This is a genomic window from Fulvivirga kasyanovii, from assembly GCF_009711405.1.
In the GTDB taxonomy this organism is placed as follows: domain Bacteria; phylum Bacteroidota; class Bacteroidia; order Cytophagales; family Cyclobacteriaceae; genus Fulvivirga; species Fulvivirga kasyanovii.
This window is the reverse complement of record NZ_SMLW01000658.1, coordinates 1-22,206: the sequence shown is the minus strand read 5'-3', so window position 1 is coordinate 22,206 and position 22,206 is coordinate 1. Positions and strand designations below refer to the sequence as shown.

General features: G+C 43.8%; 17 protein-coding genes. 5 read left to right on the top strand and 12 right to left on the bottom strand.

Features of this window, described 5'->3' with window-relative positions; all coding sequences use genetic code 11:
• Positions 1-1,213 precede the first annotated feature (1,213 nt).
• On the top strand, positions 1,214-3,823 hold the full coding sequence (locus E1163_RS25195) for a glycosyl hydrolase family 18 protein (protein ID WP_155175611.1): 2,610 nt from the start codon (positions 1,214-1,216) through the stop codon (positions 3,821-3,823).
• A gap of 331 nt (positions 3,824-4,154) precedes the next feature.
• Here the strand turns inward: E1163_RS25195 and E1163_RS25190 are convergent, their stop codons facing one another.
• Both E1163_RS25190 and E1163_RS25185 read right to left on the bottom strand, forming a co-directional pair.
• Positions 4,155-4,757, bottom strand: a complete 603-nt coding sequence (locus tag E1163_RS25190; protein ID WP_155175609.1) for a hypothetical protein — start codon at positions 4,755-4,757, stop codon at positions 4,155-4,157.
• 38 nt (positions 4,758-4,795) lie between these two features.
• Positions 4,796-6,259, bottom strand: coding sequence for a type III PLP-dependent enzyme domain-containing protein (locus E1163_RS25185; RefSeq protein WP_155175608.1), 1,464 nt, complete (start codon positions 6,257-6,259; stop codon positions 4,796-4,798).
• 468 nt (positions 6,260-6,727) lie between these two features.
• Here E1163_RS25185 and E1163_RS25180 point away from each other — a divergent pair, with 468 nt between their 5' ends.
• The gene (locus E1163_RS25180) at positions 6,728-7,348 is read left to right on the top strand and encodes a hypothetical protein (protein ID WP_185156212.1); all 621 of its coding nucleotides are present in this window, start codon (positions 6,728-6,730) and stop codon (positions 7,346-7,348) included.
• Between the two features lie 171 nt (positions 7,349-7,519).
• Positions 7,520-8,974 carry a T9SS type A sorting domain-containing protein gene (locus E1163_RS25175; protein ID WP_185156211.1) on the top strand — a complete coding sequence of 485 codons (1,455 nt, stop codon included), beginning with the start codon at positions 7,520-7,522 and terminating at the stop codon, positions 8,972-8,974.
• Between the two features lie 29 nt (positions 8,975-9,003).
• Here E1163_RS25175 and E1163_RS25170 read toward each other — a convergent pair whose 3' ends face one another.
• The 4 genes from E1163_RS25170 to E1163_RS25155 all read right to left on the bottom strand — a co-directional run bounded on the left by E1163_RS25170 (position 9,004) and on the right by E1163_RS25155 (position 12,798).
• The gene (locus E1163_RS25170) at positions 9,004-10,146 is read right to left on the bottom strand and encodes a metallophosphoesterase family protein (protein ID WP_155175602.1); all 1,143 of its coding nucleotides are present in this window, start codon (positions 10,144-10,146) and stop codon (positions 9,004-9,006) included.
• 43 nt (positions 10,147-10,189) lie between these two features.
• Positions 10,190-11,392 (bottom strand): multidrug effflux MFS transporter, encoded by a 1,203-nt coding sequence (locus E1163_RS25165; RefSeq protein ID WP_155175600.1) that lies wholly within the window; start codon positions 11,390-11,392, stop codon positions 10,190-10,192.
• Positions 11,393-11,464: 72 nt separating this feature from the next.
• Positions 11,465-12,313: an AraC family transcriptional regulator gene (locus E1163_RS25160; RefSeq protein ID WP_155175598.1), complete on the bottom strand. Its 849-nt coding sequence runs from the start codon at positions 12,311-12,313 to the stop codon at positions 11,465-11,467.
• A gap of 92 nt (positions 12,314-12,405) precedes the next feature.
• Positions 12,406-12,798, bottom strand: coding sequence for a hypothetical protein (locus tag E1163_RS25155; RefSeq protein WP_155175596.1), 393 nt, complete (start codon positions 12,796-12,798; stop codon positions 12,406-12,408).
• Between the two features lie 191 nt (positions 12,799-12,989).
• Between E1163_RS25155 and E1163_RS25150 the strand changes: the two genes are divergently transcribed.
• Positions 12,990-13,556: a Crp/Fnr family transcriptional regulator gene (locus E1163_RS25150; RefSeq protein WP_155175594.1), complete on the top strand. Its 567-nt coding sequence runs from the start codon at positions 12,990-12,992 to the stop codon at positions 13,554-13,556.
• A 52-nt stretch (positions 13,557-13,608) separates the two neighbouring features.
• The gene (locus E1163_RS25145) at positions 13,609-14,061 is read left to right on the top strand and encodes a DoxX family protein (RefSeq protein ID WP_155175592.1); all 453 of its coding nucleotides are present in this window, start codon (positions 13,609-13,611) and stop codon (positions 14,059-14,061) included.
• Between the two features lie 57 nt (positions 14,062-14,118).
• On the opposite strand, the gene E1163_RS25140 is transcribed toward E1163_RS25145, so the two are convergent.
• From E1163_RS25140 to E1163_RS25115, 6 genes are all read right to left on the bottom strand, one after another.
• Positions 14,119-14,580 (bottom strand): nucleoside deaminase, encoded by a 462-nt coding sequence (locus tag E1163_RS25140; RefSeq protein ID WP_155175590.1) that lies wholly within the window; start codon positions 14,578-14,580, stop codon positions 14,119-14,121.
• A 3-nt stretch (positions 14,581-14,583) separates the two neighbouring features.
• Complete coding sequence (locus tag E1163_RS25135) at positions 14,584-15,615, bottom strand: 2Fe-2S iron-sulfur cluster-binding protein (protein ID WP_155175588.1); 1,032 nt, start codon at positions 15,613-15,615, stop codon at positions 14,584-14,586.
• Positions 15,612-16,535 carry a PNPOx family protein gene (locus E1163_RS25130; protein ID WP_155175586.1) on the bottom strand — a complete coding sequence of 308 codons (924 nt, stop codon included), beginning with the start codon at positions 16,533-16,535 and terminating at the stop codon, positions 15,612-15,614. Before E1163_RS25130 ends, E1163_RS25135 begins: the two co-directional genes overlap by 4 nt.
• A 67-nt stretch (positions 16,536-16,602) precedes the next feature.
• Entirely contained in the window at positions 16,603-16,968 is a 366-nt protein-coding gene (locus E1163_RS25125; protein WP_155175584.1) for a DsrE family protein, read from the bottom strand.
• Positions 16,969-17,069: 101 nt separating this feature from the next.
• Positions 17,070-17,633 (bottom strand): TetR/AcrR family transcriptional regulator, encoded by a 564-nt coding sequence (locus tag E1163_RS25120; RefSeq protein WP_185156210.1) that lies wholly within the window; start codon positions 17,631-17,633, stop codon positions 17,070-17,072.
• Positions 17,634-17,786: 153 nt separating this feature from the next.
• Positions 17,787-22,103 carry a RecQ family ATP-dependent DNA helicase gene (locus tag E1163_RS25115; RefSeq protein ID WP_246223891.1) on the bottom strand — a complete coding sequence of 1,439 codons (4,317 nt, stop codon included), beginning with the start codon at positions 22,101-22,103 and terminating at the stop codon, positions 17,787-17,789.
• Positions 22,104-22,206 lie beyond the last annotated feature (103 nt).

Genomic DNA, 22,206 nt, shown 5'->3' with positions numbered 1-22,206 from the left:
TGCCTAATCTTTATCGGGTGGGTCTTAAATGCCATTGCCTGGACAATAGCAGGGCCTCACCCTATGAATACTATTTTTCTAATAGCTGGAGTAGCTGGATTGTTAATAGGTTTGATTTGGCTTATTATTACCCTAGTAGGAAGATAATTATATAATCATTTGGTAACTGGGTACCTTCTCTTTTAATAGAATAAATTACCCCAGAGATTGCCCTCTGGCGCAAGCGTCCGCTTGTGCCCTTACTCAATACACAAAATATTCAACATACCCTTACCCACTACTATGATCAATCACACTGCTATATTTCCAGTAGGACGGCTCACTCACAAATCTGCAATTACGAGATTCAGGTGCAAATAATCCAAACGTTGTTCCATCATTTTATTATCCGACAGTTCTTTGTTGTAATCCTCCCTTACAAATAGGTCTATCCAGTAGACTGTAGCAAAGCTGACAAAGTATAGTTTGCTTTGATCGTGGAATTTGTACTTTCTACTCCTTGAGCTAAGATAGCTACCTGCTGGGTGTGGCACAAGCGGACGCCTGCGCCAGGTAGGTGCGGAAACACAGAACAAAAACCCCAAAAAATCACAGACCCAATCGTTCCCAATCACCATTCAGCTACAACTTCCTGCCAAACAGCAAATAAATTAGGAAAAATCATCTCCCTTGGCGTATATGCTGCTGTTTTTGATGCTCTTACCGGACATGGCGGAGTTTTGAAAAGTGGCTTCTCCTTCTCCGGGGCATCAAAAATATTCAACCTATAACCGACCAAACCATGACCATCAGACACCTAAAACCTCTATGTATTCCGCTGCCGGTATCCATGGCACCTGGAAACTGCGCACATCAGTTTTTACAACGGAACGTAACCGGACTTACGAGGCGGTAGCCTCGGTAACTTTCACATCTTCTTACATATGCTAAGGCCGGAAACGCTTTCCGGTAACAGGTATCTATTGCTCAATGCCTGAACCTTCAACCTATGAACAACCTCGACCAACTATTCTATGATAAAATTCTACAAACCCATTACAAGGACAAACAGCCGGGAAAGTGATAGAAACAACATTACCGGCCGGAGGCCACGAGCTTAGTTTGCCGACCTGTATTTTCTGGTGATGACCGGCAAAGGCAAAGAGTTGCACCGCATCAAGCTTAATGTCTATAAGAGGCTCCTATTTTTCAACCCAAATAAATTTTACCCCTTATGAAAAAACAACCTGTTTTAACTTTAATCTTACTCATACTAGGCGTGATATGCGCCCAGGCACAATATGAGTTTCCGGACTGCGCTACGCCGTGGGATCCCAACAACGCTGAGCATACGCAAGGCGATAAGGTGTCATACAACGGCCTCAATTATGAAGCTAAATGGTATACCAACACCACGCCGGGCAGCGACGGAAGCTGGCAAAACCTTGGTGCTTGTGGAGACGGTGGCCTGGGGCCTGACTATGACGGCCCTCAGCGGATCATTGGTTATCTGCCCACGTGGGTAGAAGGCTATGATATTGCCAATGAGTTTAATCCCGAGGTAGTAACCCATGTGAACATCTCCTTTTTGATGTTTAAGCAAAACAACAACAATTACAACAGCAGCGATTTCGCTTCCATTGCATTCGATGAAACGCAGGAGTACAAAGTGGATTCCGTGCTGTTTGACTTGGGAGTGTTGCAAAAAGCACAGCAAAAAGGTGTGACCGTATCCGTTGCACTTGGTGGAGCTACTGACTTTGCCTTCATCTGGCTAATGGATAAATACCACAATAATGATCAAAAGCTGAATGAGATCGCCGACCTGATCATCAACTATATGGATGAAAAGGGCCTCGATGGTGTTGACCTGGATATGGAGTGCTGGTGGGCAGATGCCAACATTACCGGCACCAGCGACCAGGGCGGCCGTGTGCGTGGCAGCAAATGGGGCGATAGCGATCAGGGACCGCACCCGGCGGCTATCGGACTTACCAGATTGGCTCAGAAACTGCGCCAAAAAGACCCTTCGAAGCTGCTATCCGCAGCGGTATTCGGCACCTCATGGTATGGCAATAACTATGACGATGAGCTGGTAGATCACCTCGACTGGTTAGGCCTGATGACTTATGATTTCACCGGGTCGTGGGATGCCTCACCTTCTGGTCCTCATTCGGCTCTGTATAAGGTGCCCTTAAATACTTATCCCGGACAGTCGGCCAATAACCCGATCTACAGTGCGCAGGATGCCCTGGAATACTGGATGGGCCTGGCAGAACCCGCATGGAACCATGATGGAGGTTTTTCAGTGCCCAAAAGCAAGCTTGTGCTGGGCGTGCCTATGTATGGCTACGACTTTTCGCAACAAAAACCCGCAGGCAATGGCTTTGTGTATGTACCTTACAAAGACATTGTGGCGGAGTTTCCCAATGCTCCTACAAGTTATGATGCTAATGACAGCCGCATGTTGCAGGGTAATGTTACCGGTAATGGTCGAAACATCTACTACAACACGCCAAAGCTTGCAGGCAAGAAGCTGGAATATTCTCGTGATTATGGCCACCAGGGCCTCATCATCTGGGAGCTTACCCAGGATGTGGACTACAACTCTGGCGGCAGCCTCCTGAAAGCCATCAATGATGCTGCCGGTAACACTGATGTTAACCAAAGCCCCAATGTAAGCTGGGTTGCGCCTGTTAATATGGAAACTTTGGTGATGAGTTCCTTTACCCCGATTACGCTCAGGGCTTCTGCATCCGATGCAGATGGTACTATAGCCGGTGTAAGCTTCGAGGCCAATGGCAGCCAGGTGACAGGCACACTTAATGGCAGCTATTACGAAGCCCAGGTAACTCCCACGGCTTATGGTGAACTAACGTTGAAAGCCACAGCAGTGGATAATGAGGGAGCCTCCTCATCACAAACTATCAAAGTTACTATTGCTGACGAAGCCGGTAATTTACCTCCCGTGGTAAACGTTACAAATCCGTCCAATGGAGAAGTCATTACCCAAAGCGAGCTTAGCGAAATCAGGCTGAGTGCTATGGTAACAGATGACAGCGATGTACCTAATGTGACCTTCACGATCAATGGACAAGCCCAAAGCTCCACGGCCAATGGGGATGAATACTATGCCTTGTGGACTCCTGCAGCAGAAGGCACCTATAGTCTTACGGTAGAGGCTACCGATAGTGAAAGTGCCTCCACTATTGTAGAGATAGCCTTTGAGGTTAAAATACAAACCAGTGGCTGCGATGCTCCTCAATGGGATGCTGCTACGGTATATGCTGCTGCCGGAAATATCGTCCAATACAATGGCAAGCTCTACAGCAACCAGTGGTGGACGCAGGGCGAAACTCCGGGACAGGCTGCCGTTTGGGAGTTTATTGAAGACTGCAACGGACAATCAGACCCATGTGGAGAGGCATGGCAGTCAGGAAAAGTATATGCCACATCCGGCACGGAAGTAGTCTATGAAAACAAGGTGTACCGTAACAAGTGGTGGACTCAGGGGGACAACCCGGCGGCCGGTGGAGTTTGGGAGTATGTACGCGATTGCAGTGCTACACTCAGCTATGGAACTGGCGGATCGGGCAGCATGGCATACCCTAACCCTTTCACCTCAAGCCTTAACATGAGAGTAAAGGTTGAGCGTAAAGGTGATGTATCGCTAAAAATGATCAACGCTCAGGGTGTTATTGTCATAGATCAAAATGCTGGACGGTTGGATCAGGGCTGGTATGAATTTTCGCTGGACGGCGCTTCTTTAAAGGCAGGAATTTATCTATACCAGATAGAGATCAATGGAGAGATAATTAGAAGTGCAAGGGTGATTAAAGAGTAAGAGAGCTATCGTGATAAAAAGATTACCCCGACAGGCTTGTGCTTGTCGGGGTTTTTGATTTATGTGTGTGGCTTTTCCAGGTTAAGAACATCCCCCTGCCCCTTCCAATGTTATTAAGTTAAGACGATAGGACACAGCAAATACACACTTTTTGGTTGATAAATTTGATGACAGCGTACAGAGCTAAATTGCGGCTTTACCAAACTTTTGGAAGTTTAGTAACGCTGCGATTTAGCCTTGTCCGCTGTTATTTACAACTTCGGGGGGCGTTCTCGAAAGAAGGGCTCCGTGAAAATCCTGACAATAAACCGCCTTAGCACCACACAGTCAACTAATTTCCCTTTTTCTCAGGTGCCGGAGGCGAGATCATAATATGTGCCCGATGTGTGCCGGGATCCATGATCCAGGGGCCACCGGGAACCATTGGCCTGATAGGCAGGCCTGTGGACTCTGCGGTTGCATAAGGAATATAAACCACATAGCGGAAGTTAACGCCTGTCACTTTACCGGTCGCCGGATCATATTTTCCATCAGCACCGGAAAGCACATGTAATGTAGTAGGCTGATCAGGCATTTTTAATTTGCCTTCTTTCACTTCTTTTTCGCGTATTTCGAAAACCTCACCATGGTTCTTCCCGGTTGCATATAGCTCTCTTCCCCGGGCCATAAAAGGCTCCAGGTCTTGATGATAGCAGGCAACACTAAAGCCGTCCTTTTCCGGATCATCCGCCAGGCAGATCAATTCATTGGTGCCCTCCCTTAGCATGACCAGCTTGCCCTCCACATCATAGCCCAGCACAGATGCTCCGGCCTGCTGTTCTTCTGGTGCAGCCTGTATGGCGGCATTTATCTGATCTTGTTTGTTTGGGACTTGTGCAAATGCGGTAGTTGCACACAATAAAAAGACAGTCAGGGAATTATAAAGGGTTTTCATAGGGGAGATGGTTTGATTTTACTAAAGTTAAAAAAAAGCTAGTGTGTCTCAAACCCATTGATGAATTGAAACTCTGAAATATCCTTCTCATGCCAGTTTGCTCCATTGGCCTGATAACCAAGAAGCTGGAGTACCTGCCTGTAATTCTGCTGGTTTGAAAATACCTGCGTCACAAGTTTACCTTCATCATCTTTGCTGATAATAATCTTTTTGGGCTTAGGGATCAGGCAATGCTGAATGCCTCCGTAACCACCAATCGCATCCTGGTAAGCACCGGTATTGAAAAAGCCAATATGTAGTGGTTGAGACCGCTGAAACTTAGGCAGATAAATTGAATTGTTGTGTTGTTCGCAATTATAATAATCATCACTATCGCAGGTAATACCGCCCAAAAGCACCTTTTCATATTCTTCATGCCAGTGATTGACCGGAAGCATGAGGAAACGCTTTCTGATGGCCCAGGTATCAGGCAGTGTAGTGATAAACGAAGAATTGATCATATACCATTTCTCCTTGTCATTTTGCTGCTTCTGGCGAAGTACGGAATAAATAATGCCGCTACTCTCACCAACCGTAAATGATCCGAATTCAGTAAAGATGTGAGGCACAGGTACATTTTCGCGATCGCAATTGGTCTTGATGCGGGTAAGGATCTCTTCCACTATTCCCTTATAATTGTAATCAAAGGCCAAAGAATCCTTAATAGGAAAGCCTCCGCCAATGTTCAGACAATCAAGCTCCGGGCATTCCTTTTTCAGGGCAATATAAATGTCTACACATTTGGTAAGCTCATTCCAGTAATATGCAGTATCCCGGATACCTGTATTGATAAAGAAATGAAGCATTCGCAACTTGAAGTTGGCATTTGACTGAATTTTTTCCCTGTAAAAAGATATGATGTTTTTGTGGCCAATACCCAGCCTGCTGGTGTAGAAATCTACTTCCGGTACTTCTTCAGAGGCAATTCTAAGTCCAAGTTTGATTGGAAAGTTAACGGCGGCCTCAAGTAAAGCCAGCTCTTCAATGCTGTCAATAACAGGGATAGTCCGCCGATGACCATTATTGACCAGCCGTCCTATGTTTTTAACATATTCCCGCTCTTTCAGGCCATTACAAATTACATAATGTGCGTCATCGATCTTGCCGGCAGCCTTCAGGCTCTCCACAATGTTAATATCAAAGGAAGAGGATGTTTCTATGTGCACATTGTTTTTCAAAACTTCATCAAGCACATAAGAAAAATGTGAGCTTTTGGTGCAGTAGCAATAGTTGTATGTTCCTGCATAATTCAGCTTTCGGATGGCTTCATCAAACCACTTTCTGGCTTTATTGATGTTATTTGATATCTGGGGCAGGTAACAAAACTTTAAAGGCGTACCATACTGGTTAACCAACTGCATCAGGTCTATATCGTGAAATGAAAGTGTGCCGTTCGTAAGCCGGAATTCCTCTTGTGGAAAATCAAAAGTCTGGTCTATAAGGTCGATATACCGTGTTTTCATTTATCGCGGTTTGGTTGATCTGGTCTGGCTTTGCTCTGGTATATAAAGGATGCCAAAAGCAGCAGCCTGTGTTAATAACAGATAAACCGCTATAAATTGTTATTAAGAAAACCTCCTTACCGCCTAAACAATTTCAACATTTCCATTAACCAGGGATACGGCTACAATTATTATTTCCTCAACCCTTTACCTGTTTAAGCATATGATAATCAAATGGTTAAATAGCAAAGCCTCAGAATAGATATTTCAAATAGTTTTTAAACACTGAAAGACCATGCAGACGCGTTCTTTCTTCCATAATCTTGTTTATAGGTTGATAATCAAAATTAATATTCATTTATTACGAGGCAGATGTGATTTCAAAAAACTTTAGCATTAATGGTCTATAAACACACCACGATTATCCTGTTGATAATTACTGTTGCTGCGCTTTGTGGTTGTGGAGAGCAGGAGTATGACATGCAAGACATGGATAAGTGGCTGCAAGCCAGCAAAAAACATTGGAGTCCAGCAATTAAAACGCCCCAGCTTTCTGAAGACAATCCCCATAAAAGTTTAATTGCGGAGCTGTATGACAGATATAATGGTGTAGAGCGGAATTATGTGCATGAGCCGCAAGAAGCACAAATTCTGTTGTACGAAGGGGACTGGAAAACAAAAGCTCTATATCACGAACAACACTTTTTCAGTAACCTGCAGGGTGAGGTTAAACGCGACTTGGCGCAGATATATGAATCAATAAAAGCAGGCGAGATTTCTGCGGTAGAGTCCTTAAATATTACCTGGAAACCGCATGAAGGAAGCCCCAAGGAAGCAATACAAAAGAATGTGGGCTATATGAACGATAGGGCGAATTTTCTGGTTTATGCAATCCTGCTTCAAGAAATACAACAGCTACCGGTGAACATAACTAAAGAAAAGACCCCCTCCATGATTGCAAGCATGAAATATGAAATCCATACAAAGGTTTTGAAAGCGCTTTTTCCTCAATATGAAAGTCAGATCAAAAGTGGGTACCATTCACAGTTCGTAGCACTGGCGAAGGATCGGTTTTTGGAATATATATACAGACTGAGTTTTCCGGTGTAGTTACAGCCTCCCTAGGCCCACCCACACTCTCAAAAAGAATTCCTTGATTTTATTTAGTCTATAAGTAAAACAAGAAGGTAAACATCACCTTCTTGTTTTCCGTTTTTTCAATAGATGAAACTCCTCCATTTTCCATACCTAATTCTTCTATTACTACTAAATAGTCCTGTATTGTTCTCCCAGAAGCAGGCTAATAACTGGTATTTTGGAAATCAGGCAGCCATAACCTTTTCGCAGAATGCACCGCAACCGATATACACCAGCCGTGCGAATTCCATTGGCGCTACGGCTTCAGTGTCAGATTCCAACGGTAATCTTTTGTTCTATAGTAATGGGGAAAGCTTATGGAATGCTAACCATGAAATAATGCTGAATGGTGATAGCCTGACCGGCTCTAAAGATGCCACTAATGCAGCTTATAGTGTTCCAAACCCTCAAAATGCTCAAGAATATTACCTTTTCACAATCCAAACGGATCCTTACGTTAACGTTCAGGATTTTCGCAAAGCCGCTGTTTATTATTCTGTCATAAACATGAACATGGATCATGGAAGGGGAGGCATAGATAAAAACCGGAAGAATATCCTGCTAAGGGACAGTGTAACTGAAAAAATCGCGGCAGTACCTCATAACAACGGGAGAGACTTCTGGCTCTTGATGCACGAGATTGGGAACAATAACTTTCCGGTTTACAAAATAACTTCCACCGGTATATCATTTAGCCATAGCACGCCTATTGGCAGTCCTCATATTTATAATTTAACTGAGCTACAAGGACACATGAAAGCCTCTCCGGACAATAGCAAGCTGGCGGTCACGTTGCGGGCCTATAATCCGAAAACACAAAGTCCTGCATCGGCTCCATTTGAAATTTTTGATTTTGATAATGCATCAGGGACGTTATCCAATGTTCAAAACCTGGGTTATTACAGCCTGCAATATGGTGTCTCCTTTTCTCCAAATAGTGAGCTGGTGTATCTGCATGGGTTTACCGAAACTGGCGTGAACGCTGGAGACCTGCTATACCAGTTTAACCTTAATGCCAGTGATCCTCAATCAACCCGAAAAGGGCTGCTCAGGACGAATAGTCAAGCTCAGGATTATTTTGGGCTTGCGAATTTTAGTTTGCAGTTAGGGCCTGACGGAAGATTGTATGGGGCTGGAAATTTAAAGCAGACCAGTGAGCAGGCGAGAAATATTCTGCTCGTAATCAATCAACCGAATGAGACGGGCCAGGCTTCCAATGTAGAAATAGTTTCCTTCGATTGGGAAGAACAGCGAATTGGAATTGATCTACCCAATTTTATCCAGTCCATATTTGAAGATTTAAAGCCTACTGATAATCCCAATGCTCCTTGTTTGGAAGAAAGCAGCCTCTTCTTAAAGCCAAATCCTGCCAAAGGCTCTTTACAAGTTGAACTTACCTCGAGATGCTTTAAGCCTTACTACCTTACCATCTATAATGTTTCAGGTCAAACCCTGGGGAAATACTTCATTAATACCCGGGAATCCCCAAAAATTGATTTGAACCACCTGGCTCCCGGATTGTACATGCTCATTATTGAATTGCCGGAACAGCGAATGGTCAAAAAACTTTTGAAAATTGACCCTGAAACTGAGAACTAACCCTTGAAGGCTGCCCCACTTCTGTTAAGCTATTGACCGGATGCCCACGTAATATCAAAAGTATCCCTTACCGTGGTGCTGCCCGTAAGTGCTCCATAATCCGGGGAGGGTACAGGGCGGCCATGTGAGTATGCCTTCACGGTGCCGTCATCCATGACCTTAACTTCAGTAAAGCCAAAGTAATCACCACTATCAAGTGTAGTGCCTCCATTGCCGGCTATGATCTGCCACGACTTTGATCCCTCGGGTTGACCTGCCCAGAAAAGGTGCTCGTGCGCCGACAGCATGGCTTCGCTGCGGTTTTTGTTCATAGTGCCCCACAACTGGTCAATCTGAGCCTTGTTCCAAGCCAATCCCGGGTCGGAAGTATCTCCGGTAGCCAGGCCTTTGGCATCATAGGCGGGCTTGTGGCCCATTACGAAAATATGGCCTTCCGGATTAGCAGCCCGCCACGAGTTGATGTCGTTGGTGATCCAATGTACCGGAACTTTGCCAGGCTCGTTGTAGGTATCGGTATTCATCAGCACAAAATGGTCGTTTTGGTGATCAAAAGAGTAGGTAAGTCTGCTCTCATCTTTCAGCAGACTGTCAGGGCCTCCTGGGCCGGGGCCATTGTTTCCAATAATAAATTCGGGCATTAACCGGAGCCAGATCTCGTTGGCGTATTCATTAGGCACTTCATTGTAGTCGGGAGGGGTTGAGTACAGAAACTCATGGTTCCCGGGTATTGCCACCATTTTAATTTTGCTTTTTGAAATGGGGTGATCGTCATATAGCTTTTTCCAGGCCTTCAACTGGTCGACGAGCACGCTGGTGTCCTGGCTTTCTGCCAGCACCAGGTCACCCACAAAAAAGAAGTAGTCCGGTACCGGACCCAGCTTCATGGCATCATCAAAAGTAGCATTGAGCTGGGTGAGGTTGGCGTGGGCTTTGTTATAGTATTCGGAATTTTCCCATGCCGTGCCATCGTCATGCCAGGAGATGCGATTGCAACCCATGACCACAAACGAATATTTAACCGTAGCAGAATCTTTTGCTGCAACGGTGCTTTCTTTTTCTCTTTGGCCGGAATTACAGCCGGTCCATATGAGTGCTGCCAGGATCAGAAGAAATAGTTGGGAAATTTTTCCGCAAGCCAGGCGGTCGGGTGAAGTTGTTGGTTTTGAATACATTATAGGTTGGTTAAGGTTTATAACGCTTTTCTGACGTTGAATTTTACCCTTTCCCTGCTTTTCCTATCCAGAAAATCGTACCTAATGATAGTAAACTAAACACTAAAAAACCAGTGATTAATGGTATAGCGGTACCATTAAAACTCAGCCCTATGAGAATACCAAAAGGTACGGAAATGAAGGTAGATAGTGAGCCTACCAACGAGCTGCCGATACCTGCTACGTGACCTAACGGCTCCATGGCCAGGGCATTTAAATTACCGAAAAGGAGGCCAACACAAAAAAGGCTGATCACCAAAAATATGGTAACGACCCAAAAGTCCAGTTGGCCGAAGAAGCTCAAAGCCAGGTAGATCAGGGAAATGCTAAACAAGATGCCCAATGCCACATTTACAATGAACCTCATGCCTTTGCGTACCACAATTTTGGCATTAAGCAACGAAGCACTGCCAATAAAAAGCGCAAAAACAGCAAAGCCGCCTGCAAATATTTCCGCTTTACCATAAGCCTCAAAAACCTGCTGTATGGAACTAAGAAAGCCGAGGAACATGCTGGCTACAAAGCCGGCCACAATGGTGTAGCCCAAAGCAACACGATTGCTACATATCTGGCCTATGGCTTTAAATATCCTATTCAATGAAAATGGCATTCGGTTTTCTGCTTCAAGCGTTTCCGGCTGTCTGAGCATAAACCAGATAAGGATAATAACAGCTACTAATGACAACAAAAGGAAAATAAACCGCCAGTTGGCAAAAAGCAATACCCCCTGCCCCAAAGCCGGGGCAATGGCTGGCACTATGATGAATATGGACATCACGAAAGACATCACTTTGGCCATAACCGACCCCTCGTACTGGTCTCTGATAAGGGCAATGCTGATGATCCGTGGTGCAGCAAGCCCTATGCCCTGTAGCAACCGGCCAGCCAGCATTACGGGCAGTATTTCTGCAAAGAATGATATCAGGCATCCCAGAAAAAACAGCAACAATCCTAAGTAAACGGCAGGTTTCCTTCCTATAAAGTCCGACAGGGTGCCATAGATCATCTGGCCGATAGCCAGCCCCAAAAACAGCATGGAAATAATGAGCTGAATATCGTTTGAACCCTCCTGGTTAAGGCTGACGGCTATTTCCGGTAACGCCGGGAGTAAACTATCTATGGAGAGAGCCACAAGGGCCATCATCATAGCCATAAGGGCAACAAACTCGAAAACAGGTATGGGGTAGGCAAGCTTTTTAGTGCGCATGAAAATATCTTAAAATTATTTGCAGCAAAAGTAGGGGCAAACGCCTGTAAAAAAGTTAGCTAATTCACGCTATTATTTATGAATTTCAATCAATTCCTGCTTTAACGCTGATGGGGTTTTGCCCGTGCTTACCCTGATGAACCGGTTGTAGGAGTTCTGGCTGTCAAAATTCAATTCGAAGGAGACCTCTTTATGTGATAATTCATTAACCGTAAGCAGCCTTTTGATCTCTATGAGCAGGTGCTCCTGGATGATTTGTTTTGGCGATTTCCCGAGTGAATTGCCAATTTCGGCGTTGAGTTTGCTGGCGGAGATCCCCATCATATCAGCATAATGCTGTACCGTTCTGTGGGTTCTGTAATGCTTCTGAACCAGGTCGGCGAACTGCATGGCCAGTGGAGTGTCTTTGCGGAAGTCAGGCTTTTCATTCGCAATTTCATAGACCTCAATAAGTACAAGGCTAAAATAACTGACCACTTTATGAAAGGACATCTCAGTTCTTTCTTCAAATACTATCAATAATCTTTGTACAAGATCATATAACCTGTCATACTTTTCGGCAGAAATTGTAATCTCCGTCTGACCCTGCAAAGCACTGATCCATTCCTGGTGGGCGGAAGGCAGATTAAGCTGTAAAAATTCTTTGGTAAACTGAATTGAAAAGCCGTTTTCACCAGGCTTTCTTTTCAGCAGATGTACCTGTCCCGGAGATACGATGTAAACAGCCTTTTGCAGCGTTTTATGTTTTACAAAATCAATGATCTGCTCACCACCTGCACCCTCAGTAAAAAAGAGGAGTTCATAATAATCATGCCGGTGGATTTTGGTGAAATCGTATGGGTTTTCATGCGGGATTGTATCTACAATAATCCCGTTGAAGTTCTTTGCATTGATATCGAGCCGGTGGGTTTGAAAGTCCATAAAACCTCAGTTCAAATAAACCTACGGAAATTATCAGGAAATTGTTAATACCGGCCTATAATCTAAATAGGATGAAGCCTCTGGAAAACCAGTTATTTTTTTAAAATGGCAATACCGGTTTTTATAAGTCCAATCAGAGCAATAATAGCTCCTGCCCCAGTGGCAATTAAGGGTAAAATGAAAATTCTGTCAACCTCAAGGCCGCCTTTGAGGAAATACCAACCAGCGACTAATAAGATCACTCCACCAGCAAGGGTGAAAATACCCTGTGCCACTCCGCTAATTTTTGCTGTTTGACGCTCCTGCGGACGATTAATTTTCTTTCTTTCCCTATCCTCCTGGTCAAGTATTGTGATAATCTTCCTTACTGTTTCCTCATCTGCTCCCTTGTTCTTCAAAAAAGTATGAACCGATGCAAAAGTATCACCAAGTTGGATTTTGTTTCTTGAAGTATTAAGAAGACTCTCAAAGTTTTCCTTTTCCATGCTCTAAACAATTTATAACCATCTAAAGTAGTATCCATTCCTGAATCGGCAAAGTAAACACCTGTAAAGTATTATTCTATTTGTTATTCCAAACCCGCGAATTAACGATCCAAAAGGCACAATGTATGGCTTTTGACGTACTTAATGTATGTTTTATTATCTTGGTATAAGGCTAAAGTTACAACACTGGTTTGGAGGAAATTTATAAGTACTATAAAGAGCATTTTAATATATCTGAAAGCGATTGGAAGATTTTTTCCTCTAAGCTCAGCCGGCAACAATTTCCTAAAAAAGGAAAAATCCTCAAGGTTGGCCAAACGGAAAATTACCTTTCATTTATTGAGCGGGGTATTGTAAGGTTTTATCTCCCCAATGAAAATAGTGACCTTACTTTTAGTTTTGCCTTCGGTGGCTCCTTCGTAAGCGCTTATGATTCATTCCTTACCCAAACACCCTCACACTACATCGTAGAAGCCATTACACCAACTGTTCTCTGGAGGTTAACCTATGATGATTTGCAAACTGTATATGAACAATCTGAAATAGGTAATTTAATTGGCAGGAAAGCCAGTGAGGAGTTGTTTCTAAAGAAATCAAAAAGAGAGCTTTCACTTCTTAATGAAAGTGCAGAAGAAAGGTACCTGAATTTATTTACCGAAAGACCGGAGCTGATTCGGCAGATTCCACTAAAGTTTATCGCCTCCTATATCGGTATTACTCCACAGGCTTTAAGCAGGATCAGGAAGCGTATTTCTTAACCTGGATTCATTGCCTGGCGCCGCCAAATCATTGAATTTTGAGCTAAAAAAGATGAAGCCTTTAATCGTCCTATTTGTTGTTTTTGGTATTTCTGCACTTGCTATCAAATTGATAACCAGGCAAACCGACTATCAATTGGCTGGCAGGATCGCTATGGCGTGTATGCTTTTATTTACTGCTATAGGGCATTTTATTTTTGCCAGGGGCATGACAGCCATGGTTCCTGATTTCCTGCCTTTTAAGAGCCAAGTTGTTTTTATAACCGGAGTACTGGAGCTGGCATTCGCCCTGGGTTTGCTTTTGCCAAAATACCAGTACGTGACAGCGTGGTTGCTGATCATATTTTTTGTGCTTGTATTACCGGCCAACATCAAAGCGGCCCTGGATCATATCAATTACCAAACCGGTGAGGCTGACGGCCCCGGGCCTTCATATCTTTGGCTGAGGGTACCTATGCAGGTATTATTTATTCTTTGGGTGTATTTATCGGCTGTGAAACATTGATGTTTTTCCAGTCAAAAATCCTTGGCTTGAGGATACTTGCAGGCACTTTAAAGCCAATCATCCGGTTAGTGATTCGTATCTTTCCGAAAGCTCCCTGCATTCCTTTTCCAATATGCCTCCGATAATTTCAGGCCCTTTACCCCATTTTGGCACTTTGCGGGTGCAAAGCAAGTCAAAATCTGATGTAGCTCCACCTACATGAGCTACTGCTATACCATAGATGACCTTGCTGATTTTGTGGTGCCGGATCACATAGGAACACATAATACATGGCTCGTGGGTAGTGTAAAGTATACTGTCCGCAAGCTTAGCCTGATGGCCATTCCTGATGGCATCACGAACAGCCAGTATTTCCGCATGATTGGTGATGTCATGGGTGGATTTTCCCGATTCTATTCCTTCGCCCAGAATTTGGTCATGGTGTACAATCAAAGCCCCTACCGGAGGATTGCCACTGGCCAGTGCTTTTTTGGCCAATACCACAGCCAATTGCATAAAATATTGATGTGTTTTTTGCATAGCCTATAAATCAACAACGAGATCAGATGTGGGCTGAGAGCAGCAAATAAGTACCTGCCCTTGCTCAGTTTCCATAAATGGCTCAGGGTCATACTTCACCTCTCCTGTAATAAGCCGTGACTCGCACGACAGGCATGTGCCCATTCTGCAACTGCTAAGTACCGGGATTTCCATGGATTCCGCCAGCTCCAGTAGGTTGGAATATTCACCGGTCCACCGGGTTGTTTTATTGGTTCTCGCAAATTTTACTTCATAAGCAGGTTCCAAGGGCTGGCTGAGCTTTGGTGCCTCAAGCTGTATGGCATTTCCGAAGAACTCGTAATGAATGGCCGCTGTTGGCACCCCTAATTCAATAAGGTAGTTGTACATGGTTTGCATAAAGCCTCCCGGCCCGCATAAGTAGTATATACAAGTTGCAGGATTAGCAATTGTGGCTTTCAGTTGATCCTTTGTTATAACTCCCTCCACATCATAATCGATTACCTGACGTTCACCGGGTGTGGGGCGTGAATGGTTAATGTTGACCAAAGCATGGGCATGCCTGCCCTTTATCTCTGCGAGGCGCTCCGCCATAGGCTGCACTTCCTGGTTGGTGCTGGAGTGAAGAAAATAAACCTTTCTTTTAGAATGGATAAAAACCAACTGCTCAAGCATACTCATCATGGGAGTAATGCCCACCCCTCCGGAGAGCAATACAACAGGAGCGGAAGTACCTTCATCCAAATAAAAATTACCAGCGGGTTGGGTTCCCTCAATCCAATCGCCCGGGACAATTTGCTCATGCAGGAAATTGGAGACGACTCCACGCGGTTCCTTTTTAACTGTAATCCTGTAATAGTCTTTGCCGGGCCGGTCAGAAAGTGTGTAGCTTCTTGAAACCGGTTTTTCAAAGCCCTCGGGCTGTACATAAATAGTAATGAACTGCCCCGGCTTGAAGTCCGCAAGAGGTTCACCGTCCTTTGGCTTGAGGAAAAATGATAGTATAGTACTGCTTTCCCTGATAATTTTGTCTACGCTGTATTGTTGCTTTTTCATAGTTCCGGATTGAAAGGTGAGTAACTCATAAATTTCCAATTGACATGGTGGTGATTGGTAGTTTCGATGGACTCTTTTATCCTAAAAAGCCAGAACCGGCCGGTACCTCCTGTTTTCACGAGATCCTGCTCTTCAGTTTGATCAAAGAGCAGCTCCGCTGTACCGGTTAGCTGTAACGTTTTTCTGTTTTGAAAATCAATAAAAAGTAATCCGGCGCTGGGGTTTTGTACAAAGTTTCCCAGCGTGTTGTACATACTATTGCCCCGGTAGTCCGGAATTTTAAGGGTGTGGTTGTCCAGTATTTCCACAAAGCCTGGATTGCCTCCGCGGTGTGATGCATCAAACCGGTTATGGGTACTTTGGCTGCCTACAAACAGGGTGTCAGAAGAGCTGATCCATGTCTTCTGGTCTTCCGAAAGTGTTGTTCCCCTCACTTTTTCTGCTCTAGCCTTGCTAAAATTCTCCGGGGTGGAGATGACCCTGCGTTGAATATACTGAGGGCAATTAGGGTATGCTTCTGCAACGGCTACATCCAATCGGTCTCCGTTTTGAGTCACTGAGCCATTGATCCTAAACCTTCTTCGTGTATCCAACTCAATAAAAAGAGAACCTATGTTTGGATTGCCCTTCAGGTTTTGAAAAAATATATCATCAGCATCACTGTAGATCATACCCCTGTTAATAGAGAGACTATTAGCGTTCGGGACAGTAACAAAGCCAAAGTCCCCGATAAGCAACGAAACCCAGACCTGCCCCTGCTCATCGGCAGCGCTTACTATGGCCATAGGTTGTTTTTCAATAAAGTTGAAAGCGCCCCTGATGATGGAGCTGGCTATAGCCCGGCTGTTTTTACCGGCCTGGAGCTGCTCTCCTGCTCTTTCCTGAACGGCCCTTTCGCCCTGGTGAAATACTTCATTCATAATTGACAGAATTAAATGAAGTGGGCCGGCCTTCACAGCATGACCTGCCAGACCCACTTTACAGGTTTTAGAATGTAATTACACTATAGCCTTCATTTTGCAGATTGACAAAACTTGGCAACCCGGTGGTACCCGGTACACTGTTATCCTTGATGAGGTCAAGGCCTGACGGATCAGCTCCGAAAACCTCTGCACAACCGCATGATACCCCTTCAATTTTATCTTCTATGGCCTTGTAAAGGGCATTGCCAGGGTGATCGGCCTTTTGAAGCACTTCCGGCCAGCGCGTTCCGGCACCCTGAAAAAGTATTTTCACCTCTTCATTGGCTTGTTTGAAATCATACGCCGCTGCCATGGCATTGAATACACGTCCCAAAGCTTCTTCGGAACCCGCTTTTGGTTCAGATAGAACCACAATTGCTGTTTTACTCATTTTTTCGATTTATTAGTTTTAATTACTGTTGTTTTCTCAATTTGTGGAATATAAAATGAATTAATAACCGAACGTTCGGTAAAATATTATATCAAATTTTTTTAGCCCTGCAAATACATCTTTTCAATTTCACCGATAGCCCCCTTAAATACCTGCGGGTCATTGAGCATTTTACTCACCACCAGGCTGCCCTGAATTTTGGTAAGTACAGTTAACGCAGCGTGGCGAGCATCCTCCTCCGACATATTCAGATCCCTTCCCAAAATAGTAAATGAATCAATCCACTTCGTAGCTGCACCTTTGAGTTCAGTATTAAACAAGTCCATACCGCTATCCATAGACAGTGCCCTTAAAATGCAGGTTGACCGGCCCCCATTGTACAGTTCATCGATTTTGCTTAAGGCATGGAGCAGGCGATCTTTCGGCGCTTTCTGCTTGTTCTGCAACACATTTACGATGTTTTTATCGATCCACTCACCCACAAAATTCAGCACCGCCAGGGCTATGTCCTTTTTACCCCCCGGAAACCTATGGTAGAGACTTGCCTTTTGCAAACCCGACGAAGAAGCAAGCTCATTGAGGCTGGCACCTTCATAGCCTTTGGAAGCCAGTACGGTTTTCAGTCCTGCCAGCAATGTTTGATCGTCTATTTTTTGTGGTCGCATGATGCAAATATAGGCGCTCATAGATAATTACCAAACGTTCGGTAAAATTGATTGTGTGAAAGTCGGAGATTTGGGGTTAAGTGTCTTTTGGGTGACAATTTGCGCAGTAGTTATTGTAGTGTTGCAATGCTCGGAAGCGGTCAGGAAGGGGTTTTATCTAGTTTTTTCAAAATGCAGCTCTGGTAAAATAATTTTTACTTCTTGCTCTTCTCCTTTTTTCTGCCAGTAAACTATGAAATTCACTTTGCCGCTTTTTAAATTGTACCCTCTGGATTTTTGAGCTTCTATAATTTTCTGGAAATTCATCGAAAACTTTAAAACCAGATCTCCATTCGAGTTTGAGCATCCTGTATCTTCTATAACAAGTGGATCACCGCTTTGCATGTTTTTCATGCGATGCTGAACAAATTTGAAATATCCAAGATCCACATCTCTATGGGTGAGATGCATAACCATTTCGCGGGGAGGTGAGTAAATTTCCTTATTCTCAACCCGTTCTAAATTTTCCACTGAAAGGCTATCAAGAAAGTTTGTATTGATGTGTATGGTCAGGTTCTGCCTGGCCCTGGTCATACCCACATACAACAGCCTTTTCTCACTATCGGTGGTTGGATCAAAATTTTCGAGTATGAGAAAGACATTCTCAAACTCTTTTCCCTTTGCTTTATGGATTGTAGAAACCAAAATGGTTTCACTGTTTTCGCTATAGAAATCTTCTAACCTGGAGTCTTTAATGAAAACTTCCAAGTCGGATTTGTACCTGTTTTTCGGATAAGTGGCATCAAAAGCTTTGATTATATTTTGACAAACCTCAAACCTGGTGCTTCTATAAAACTTGTCTTTCAGTTGCCGCTTTGCTTCTTCCCAGGCCTCATTGGTAATGAAGGAAATATCATCATTCAGGTTTAACTGGTTTAAAAAGAACCTGATTTCCAAAAGGTTGTATAAACTGAAATGATCGTTGGTCTGGATCAACTTTGCAGGCATCCCATTTTTCAAAAGCAGTCCTGTAATTTGCAGGGCTTCTTCATTCGTCTTTGTTAGTACAGAAGTAGTACCGGTAAGTCCGGTGGCAAGCAGGTCATGCACAACCGGGGTTATGAGGTTGTTGCTTTGGTAGTGCACCAACTTTATACTCCCGTTCTCCGTTTGCCGGGCAATTATAGGAGTCTCTTTCAACCGGTTGGGGATACCTTTCAGAAACTGATTGGTAAACTCAACCAGATTATTTTTGCTTCTGTAATTCTCTACCAGTTCATATTTTACTGCACTTTTTGCGTTGATAAAGCGTTTAAGGTATTCTGAACTTGCGCCCCTGAATTCATAGATGTTTTGGTCATCATCTCCTACGGCAATTACCCTCATATCGTCATTATGCCGCACAAGTGCTTTAATAAGTTCGAATTCATTTTCATCCATATCCTGAGCCTCATCAATCACCAATACAGTCTTTGTGATCTTGCTTACCTCAACTTCCTTATTTTTTATTTTTTCAACGGTCTCTTTCAAAATCGCATCCGCCTTTTCCAGGCTTCCCACTTTGCCCAACAGGTCAAAGCAGTATGAATGAAAAGTTTTTATGTCTACATAGCTTGCTGAGTTACCAATCAGTTTATGTAGCCGTTGCTTAAATTCAGTGGCCGCTGCCCTTGAGAAGGTAACCATAAGCAGTTGCTCATGCTTTACATCTTCCATCAAAAGGAGCGAGGCAAGTTTGTGCACCAGCACACGTGTCTTTCCGCTGCCAGGTCCGGCAGCCACCACTATAAATTTTGTTTCATTATCCTTAATGATCTTCAACTGCGTTGGTGAAAGCTCTCCAAAAAGTTGCTTAAATTTGGTGGGCGTTATCTTTAACCTGAGATCGTCCGCTTTGCTCCCGGGAAAGTATTTTTTGAGAAAGGACGTATAATTGAGCCTAAAGTAATCTTCCACAAATTGCAGAGCATCCCTATAGTCATTAATCATCTTCTTGGCATACTCGCCAACGATATGGATTTGCTGTACCCTGCTCTCGTAAAACTGCTGCAACTTCTGGTAATCATCCTTGGTATAGCGCTTTTTGTTATCCTGCTCCAGACGCTCTATCGTCAGCCGGTTATAGACCACCAGAAAGCCGCCTTCAATTTTTATAGCCTCTATTCTTGACAGGTAAAACAGCGTATCTTCAATATCATCAATACTGATGTTTAGCTTGAACAAGTTTTGACTGGTTTCATAAGCCTTTTTCAATTCATGAACTGAAAACTCCACCAGAACCTCATCTTTTTCATTGTCATTTGTAACCGGTCCGTTGCTCTTCTTATAGAGCAGTTCCACTATAAATTTTGCCAGTTCATGGCGCTTCCTCAGTTTCTCTTCCAGTGCTGCTTTAGGGTGCAGGCAAATCACGGCAATTTGGTTCCTCAAATATTCCAGGTTTTGCCTTTTAATCCAGTTTCTGATGGCCCAAAAATTGATGAGGGTTTTAATTTTTTGGATGCTGGCATCTTCACATCCGTGCATGCCGGCCTCTTCATTAAGTGTTTTGAGGTGAAGTGTTTTTTCATTTTCGTCAAATACCTGAAGCAGGAAATTTTCGATCTTGCTATGTGCCTCAACAATGTGGAGCGAGCGGTTCTTGTTCTCTCCTTTTCTTATGAAAGCTGTCAGGTCTTTGGCATCAGCCAAAATACCTTCCTCACGGAGAAGATTTACAATGTTTATTACCTCCTCCTTTACCATGCCCAAATGGTCACTAATGTAGTCTATTCTTGATTCGGCAGACTCATCAGTAGCATGTTTTCTGCTTTTACTTGAAAATAGTTTCTTAATGATCCTGATCCCTTTTTCCTTCTGCTTATGACCAAACCTTGGAGAGGCATTGATTTTGTCGATGGCTTCCTGCGCGTTTCTGGTAAGGATGCTGTTGGCAAATACCTTTGGCATATTTTGTCCGCGTTTCAAATATCCTGCATCTTCCAGAGCTGCAATGGCAGTAGTTACCCTGGTTTCAATCTCAACTACATTATCGTCCCAGCCGGCCTTCCTGGCAATCTCCAGGGCGGAATTGGAAACTTGTGAACGATACCTGGTGATCTCTTTTATCGCCTTCCAAACCTGCTGGATCTCTTTAATGGACAGCTTGGTTTGATTAAGTAAAATGAAATGCTTGCTAAGATCTTCCTCGTTGAACAGCACAAAACAGTCTGCCACAATCTTTTCATCCCTACCAGCCCTGCCGGCTTCCTGAATGTAGTTTTCGAGCGAATCGGAAATGTCGTAGTGAATGACCATGCCCACATCTTTTTTATCGACACCCATGCCGAAAGCAGAAGTCGCCACCATAATCTGGGTTTCACCCGATATAAAGGCATTTTGGTTGACAGTTTTTTCCTTTGCTTCCATTTTTCCGTGGTATGCCTTGGCGTTAAACCCATCCTCAGCCAGTCGCTCAGCCAGCAGGTTTGCCTTTCGGGTCCTTGATACATAAATGATTGTCGGGCAGTTCTTTTCCTCTATCAGATCCCTGATGGCCTGATACTTTTCTTCTTCATTTCCTTTTTCAAATACTTTGTATTGAAGGTTTGTTCTTGATGTTTTGGAGGTAAACAGTTCAAGGTCAAGTGAAAGCTTTTCTTTGAAATAATCCCGGATGTCTTCAATGACCTTCTGCTTTGCCGTAGCCGTAAAGCATGAAACAGGAATTCCATCTTCAAGATTTTTCTTTTCCTGAATGGATTTGATGAAGTCTCCAATATATAGATAATCCACTCTGAAATCCTGCCCCCATGAAGAAAAGCAATGTGCCTCATCTATTATAAACCGCACTATCTTTCTGCCCAAAATGAGGCGCTCAATTGTTTTTGAACGCAAAGACTCTGGCGAAATGTAGAGTAAACAGGCCGAGCCATCTTCTACCCTTTCAAATGATTTGGCCCTTTCTATGGGATCAAGCAAGCCATTGATAGTTACCACTGCGGTGATCCCCGTTCTTTCGAGATTATCAACCTGGTCTTTCATCAGTGATTGTAAAGGAGAGATCACCACTGTAAGTCCGTTAGAGTTTTCGCCACTCATTAAAGCAGGAAGCTGAAAGGTAATTGATTTCCCACCGCCAGTTGGAAAAACGGCAAGAATAGATTTATTATCAATGGCAGCTTTAACAGCTTTCTCCTGCAAAGGTTCCCCTCCGTAAGTCCTGAAAGCGTCAAACCCGAATAGCCTCCTCAAACCTTTATGTATATCGAGTGCTTTATTGCAATATGAACAACCACCAATACAGGGCTTATTTCGCAGGCAGAACATGATCTTTTCCACCTCAGGATAATTTTTTAGCACCCAGGGCGGTGTAATGGACTGTATTTTTTTATGGCTGATAAAAGAATTGATCAGGGATAAACAGTAGGCAAGTTCAATGGGATGTTCGTTAATGATCTTCCTCAGGCCTGCTTGTTCACAAATCTCATCCCGGAATTTTTCACAGATCAATTTTTCAACGTCTGAACTTGTACTATTGTAAAATGAACTTCCATCACTCTTGATGCTTCCAATATCAAGAACTTTTTGGCTCGATTTCGGTATCAATGAATGC

Bases quoted from the DNA above. Each gene is read 5' to 3' on its own strand.
- E1163_RS25195 (WP_155175611.1), top strand. From the start codon at position 1,214: ATGAAAAAACAACCTGTTTTAACTTTAATCTTACTCATACTAGGCGTG.
- E1163_RS25190 (WP_155175609.1), bottom strand. From the start codon at position 4,757: ATGAAAACCCTTTATAATTCCCTGACTGTCTTTTTATTGTGTGCAACT.
- E1163_RS25185 (WP_155175608.1), bottom strand. From the start codon at position 6,259: ATGAAAACACGGTATATCGACCTTATAGACCAGACTTTTGATTTTCCA.
- E1163_RS25180 (WP_185156212.1), top strand. From the start codon at position 6,728: ATGGATAAGTGGCTGCAAGCCAGCAAAAAACATTGGAGTCCAGCAATT.
- E1163_RS25170 (WP_155175602.1), bottom strand. From the start codon at position 10,146: ATGTATTCAAAACCAACAACTTCACCCGACCGCCTGGCTTGCGGAAAA.
- E1163_RS25165 (WP_155175600.1), bottom strand. From the start codon at position 11,392: ATGCGCACTAAAAAGCTTGCCTACCCCATACCTGTTTTCGAGTTTGTT.
- E1163_RS25160 (WP_155175598.1), bottom strand. From the start codon at position 12,313: ATGGACTTTCAAACCCACCGGCTCGATATCAATGCAAAGAACTTCAAC.
- E1163_RS25155 (WP_155175596.1), bottom strand. From the start codon at position 12,798: ATGGAAAAGGAAAACTTTGAGAGTCTTCTTAATACTTCAAGAAACAAA.
- E1163_RS25145 (WP_155175592.1), top strand. From the start codon at position 13,609: ATGAAGCCTTTAATCGTCCTATTTGTTGTTTTTGGTATTTCTGCACTT.
- E1163_RS25140 (WP_155175590.1), bottom strand. From the start codon at position 14,580: ATGCAAAAAACACATCAATATTTTATGCAATTGGCTGTGGTATTGGCC.
- E1163_RS25135 (WP_155175588.1), bottom strand. From the start codon at position 15,615: ATGAAAAAGCAACAATACAGCGTAGACAAAATTATCAGGGAAAGCAGT.
- E1163_RS25130 (WP_155175586.1), bottom strand. From the start codon at position 16,535: ATGAATGAAGTATTTCACCAGGGCGAAAGGGCCGTTCAGGAAAGAGCA.
- E1163_RS25125 (WP_155175584.1), bottom strand. From the start codon at position 16,968: ATGAGTAAAACAGCAATTGTGGTTCTATCTGAACCAAAAGCGGGTTCC.
- E1163_RS25120 (WP_185156210.1), bottom strand. From the start codon at position 17,633: ATGCGACCACAAAAAATAGACGATCAAACATTGCTGGCAGGACTGAAA.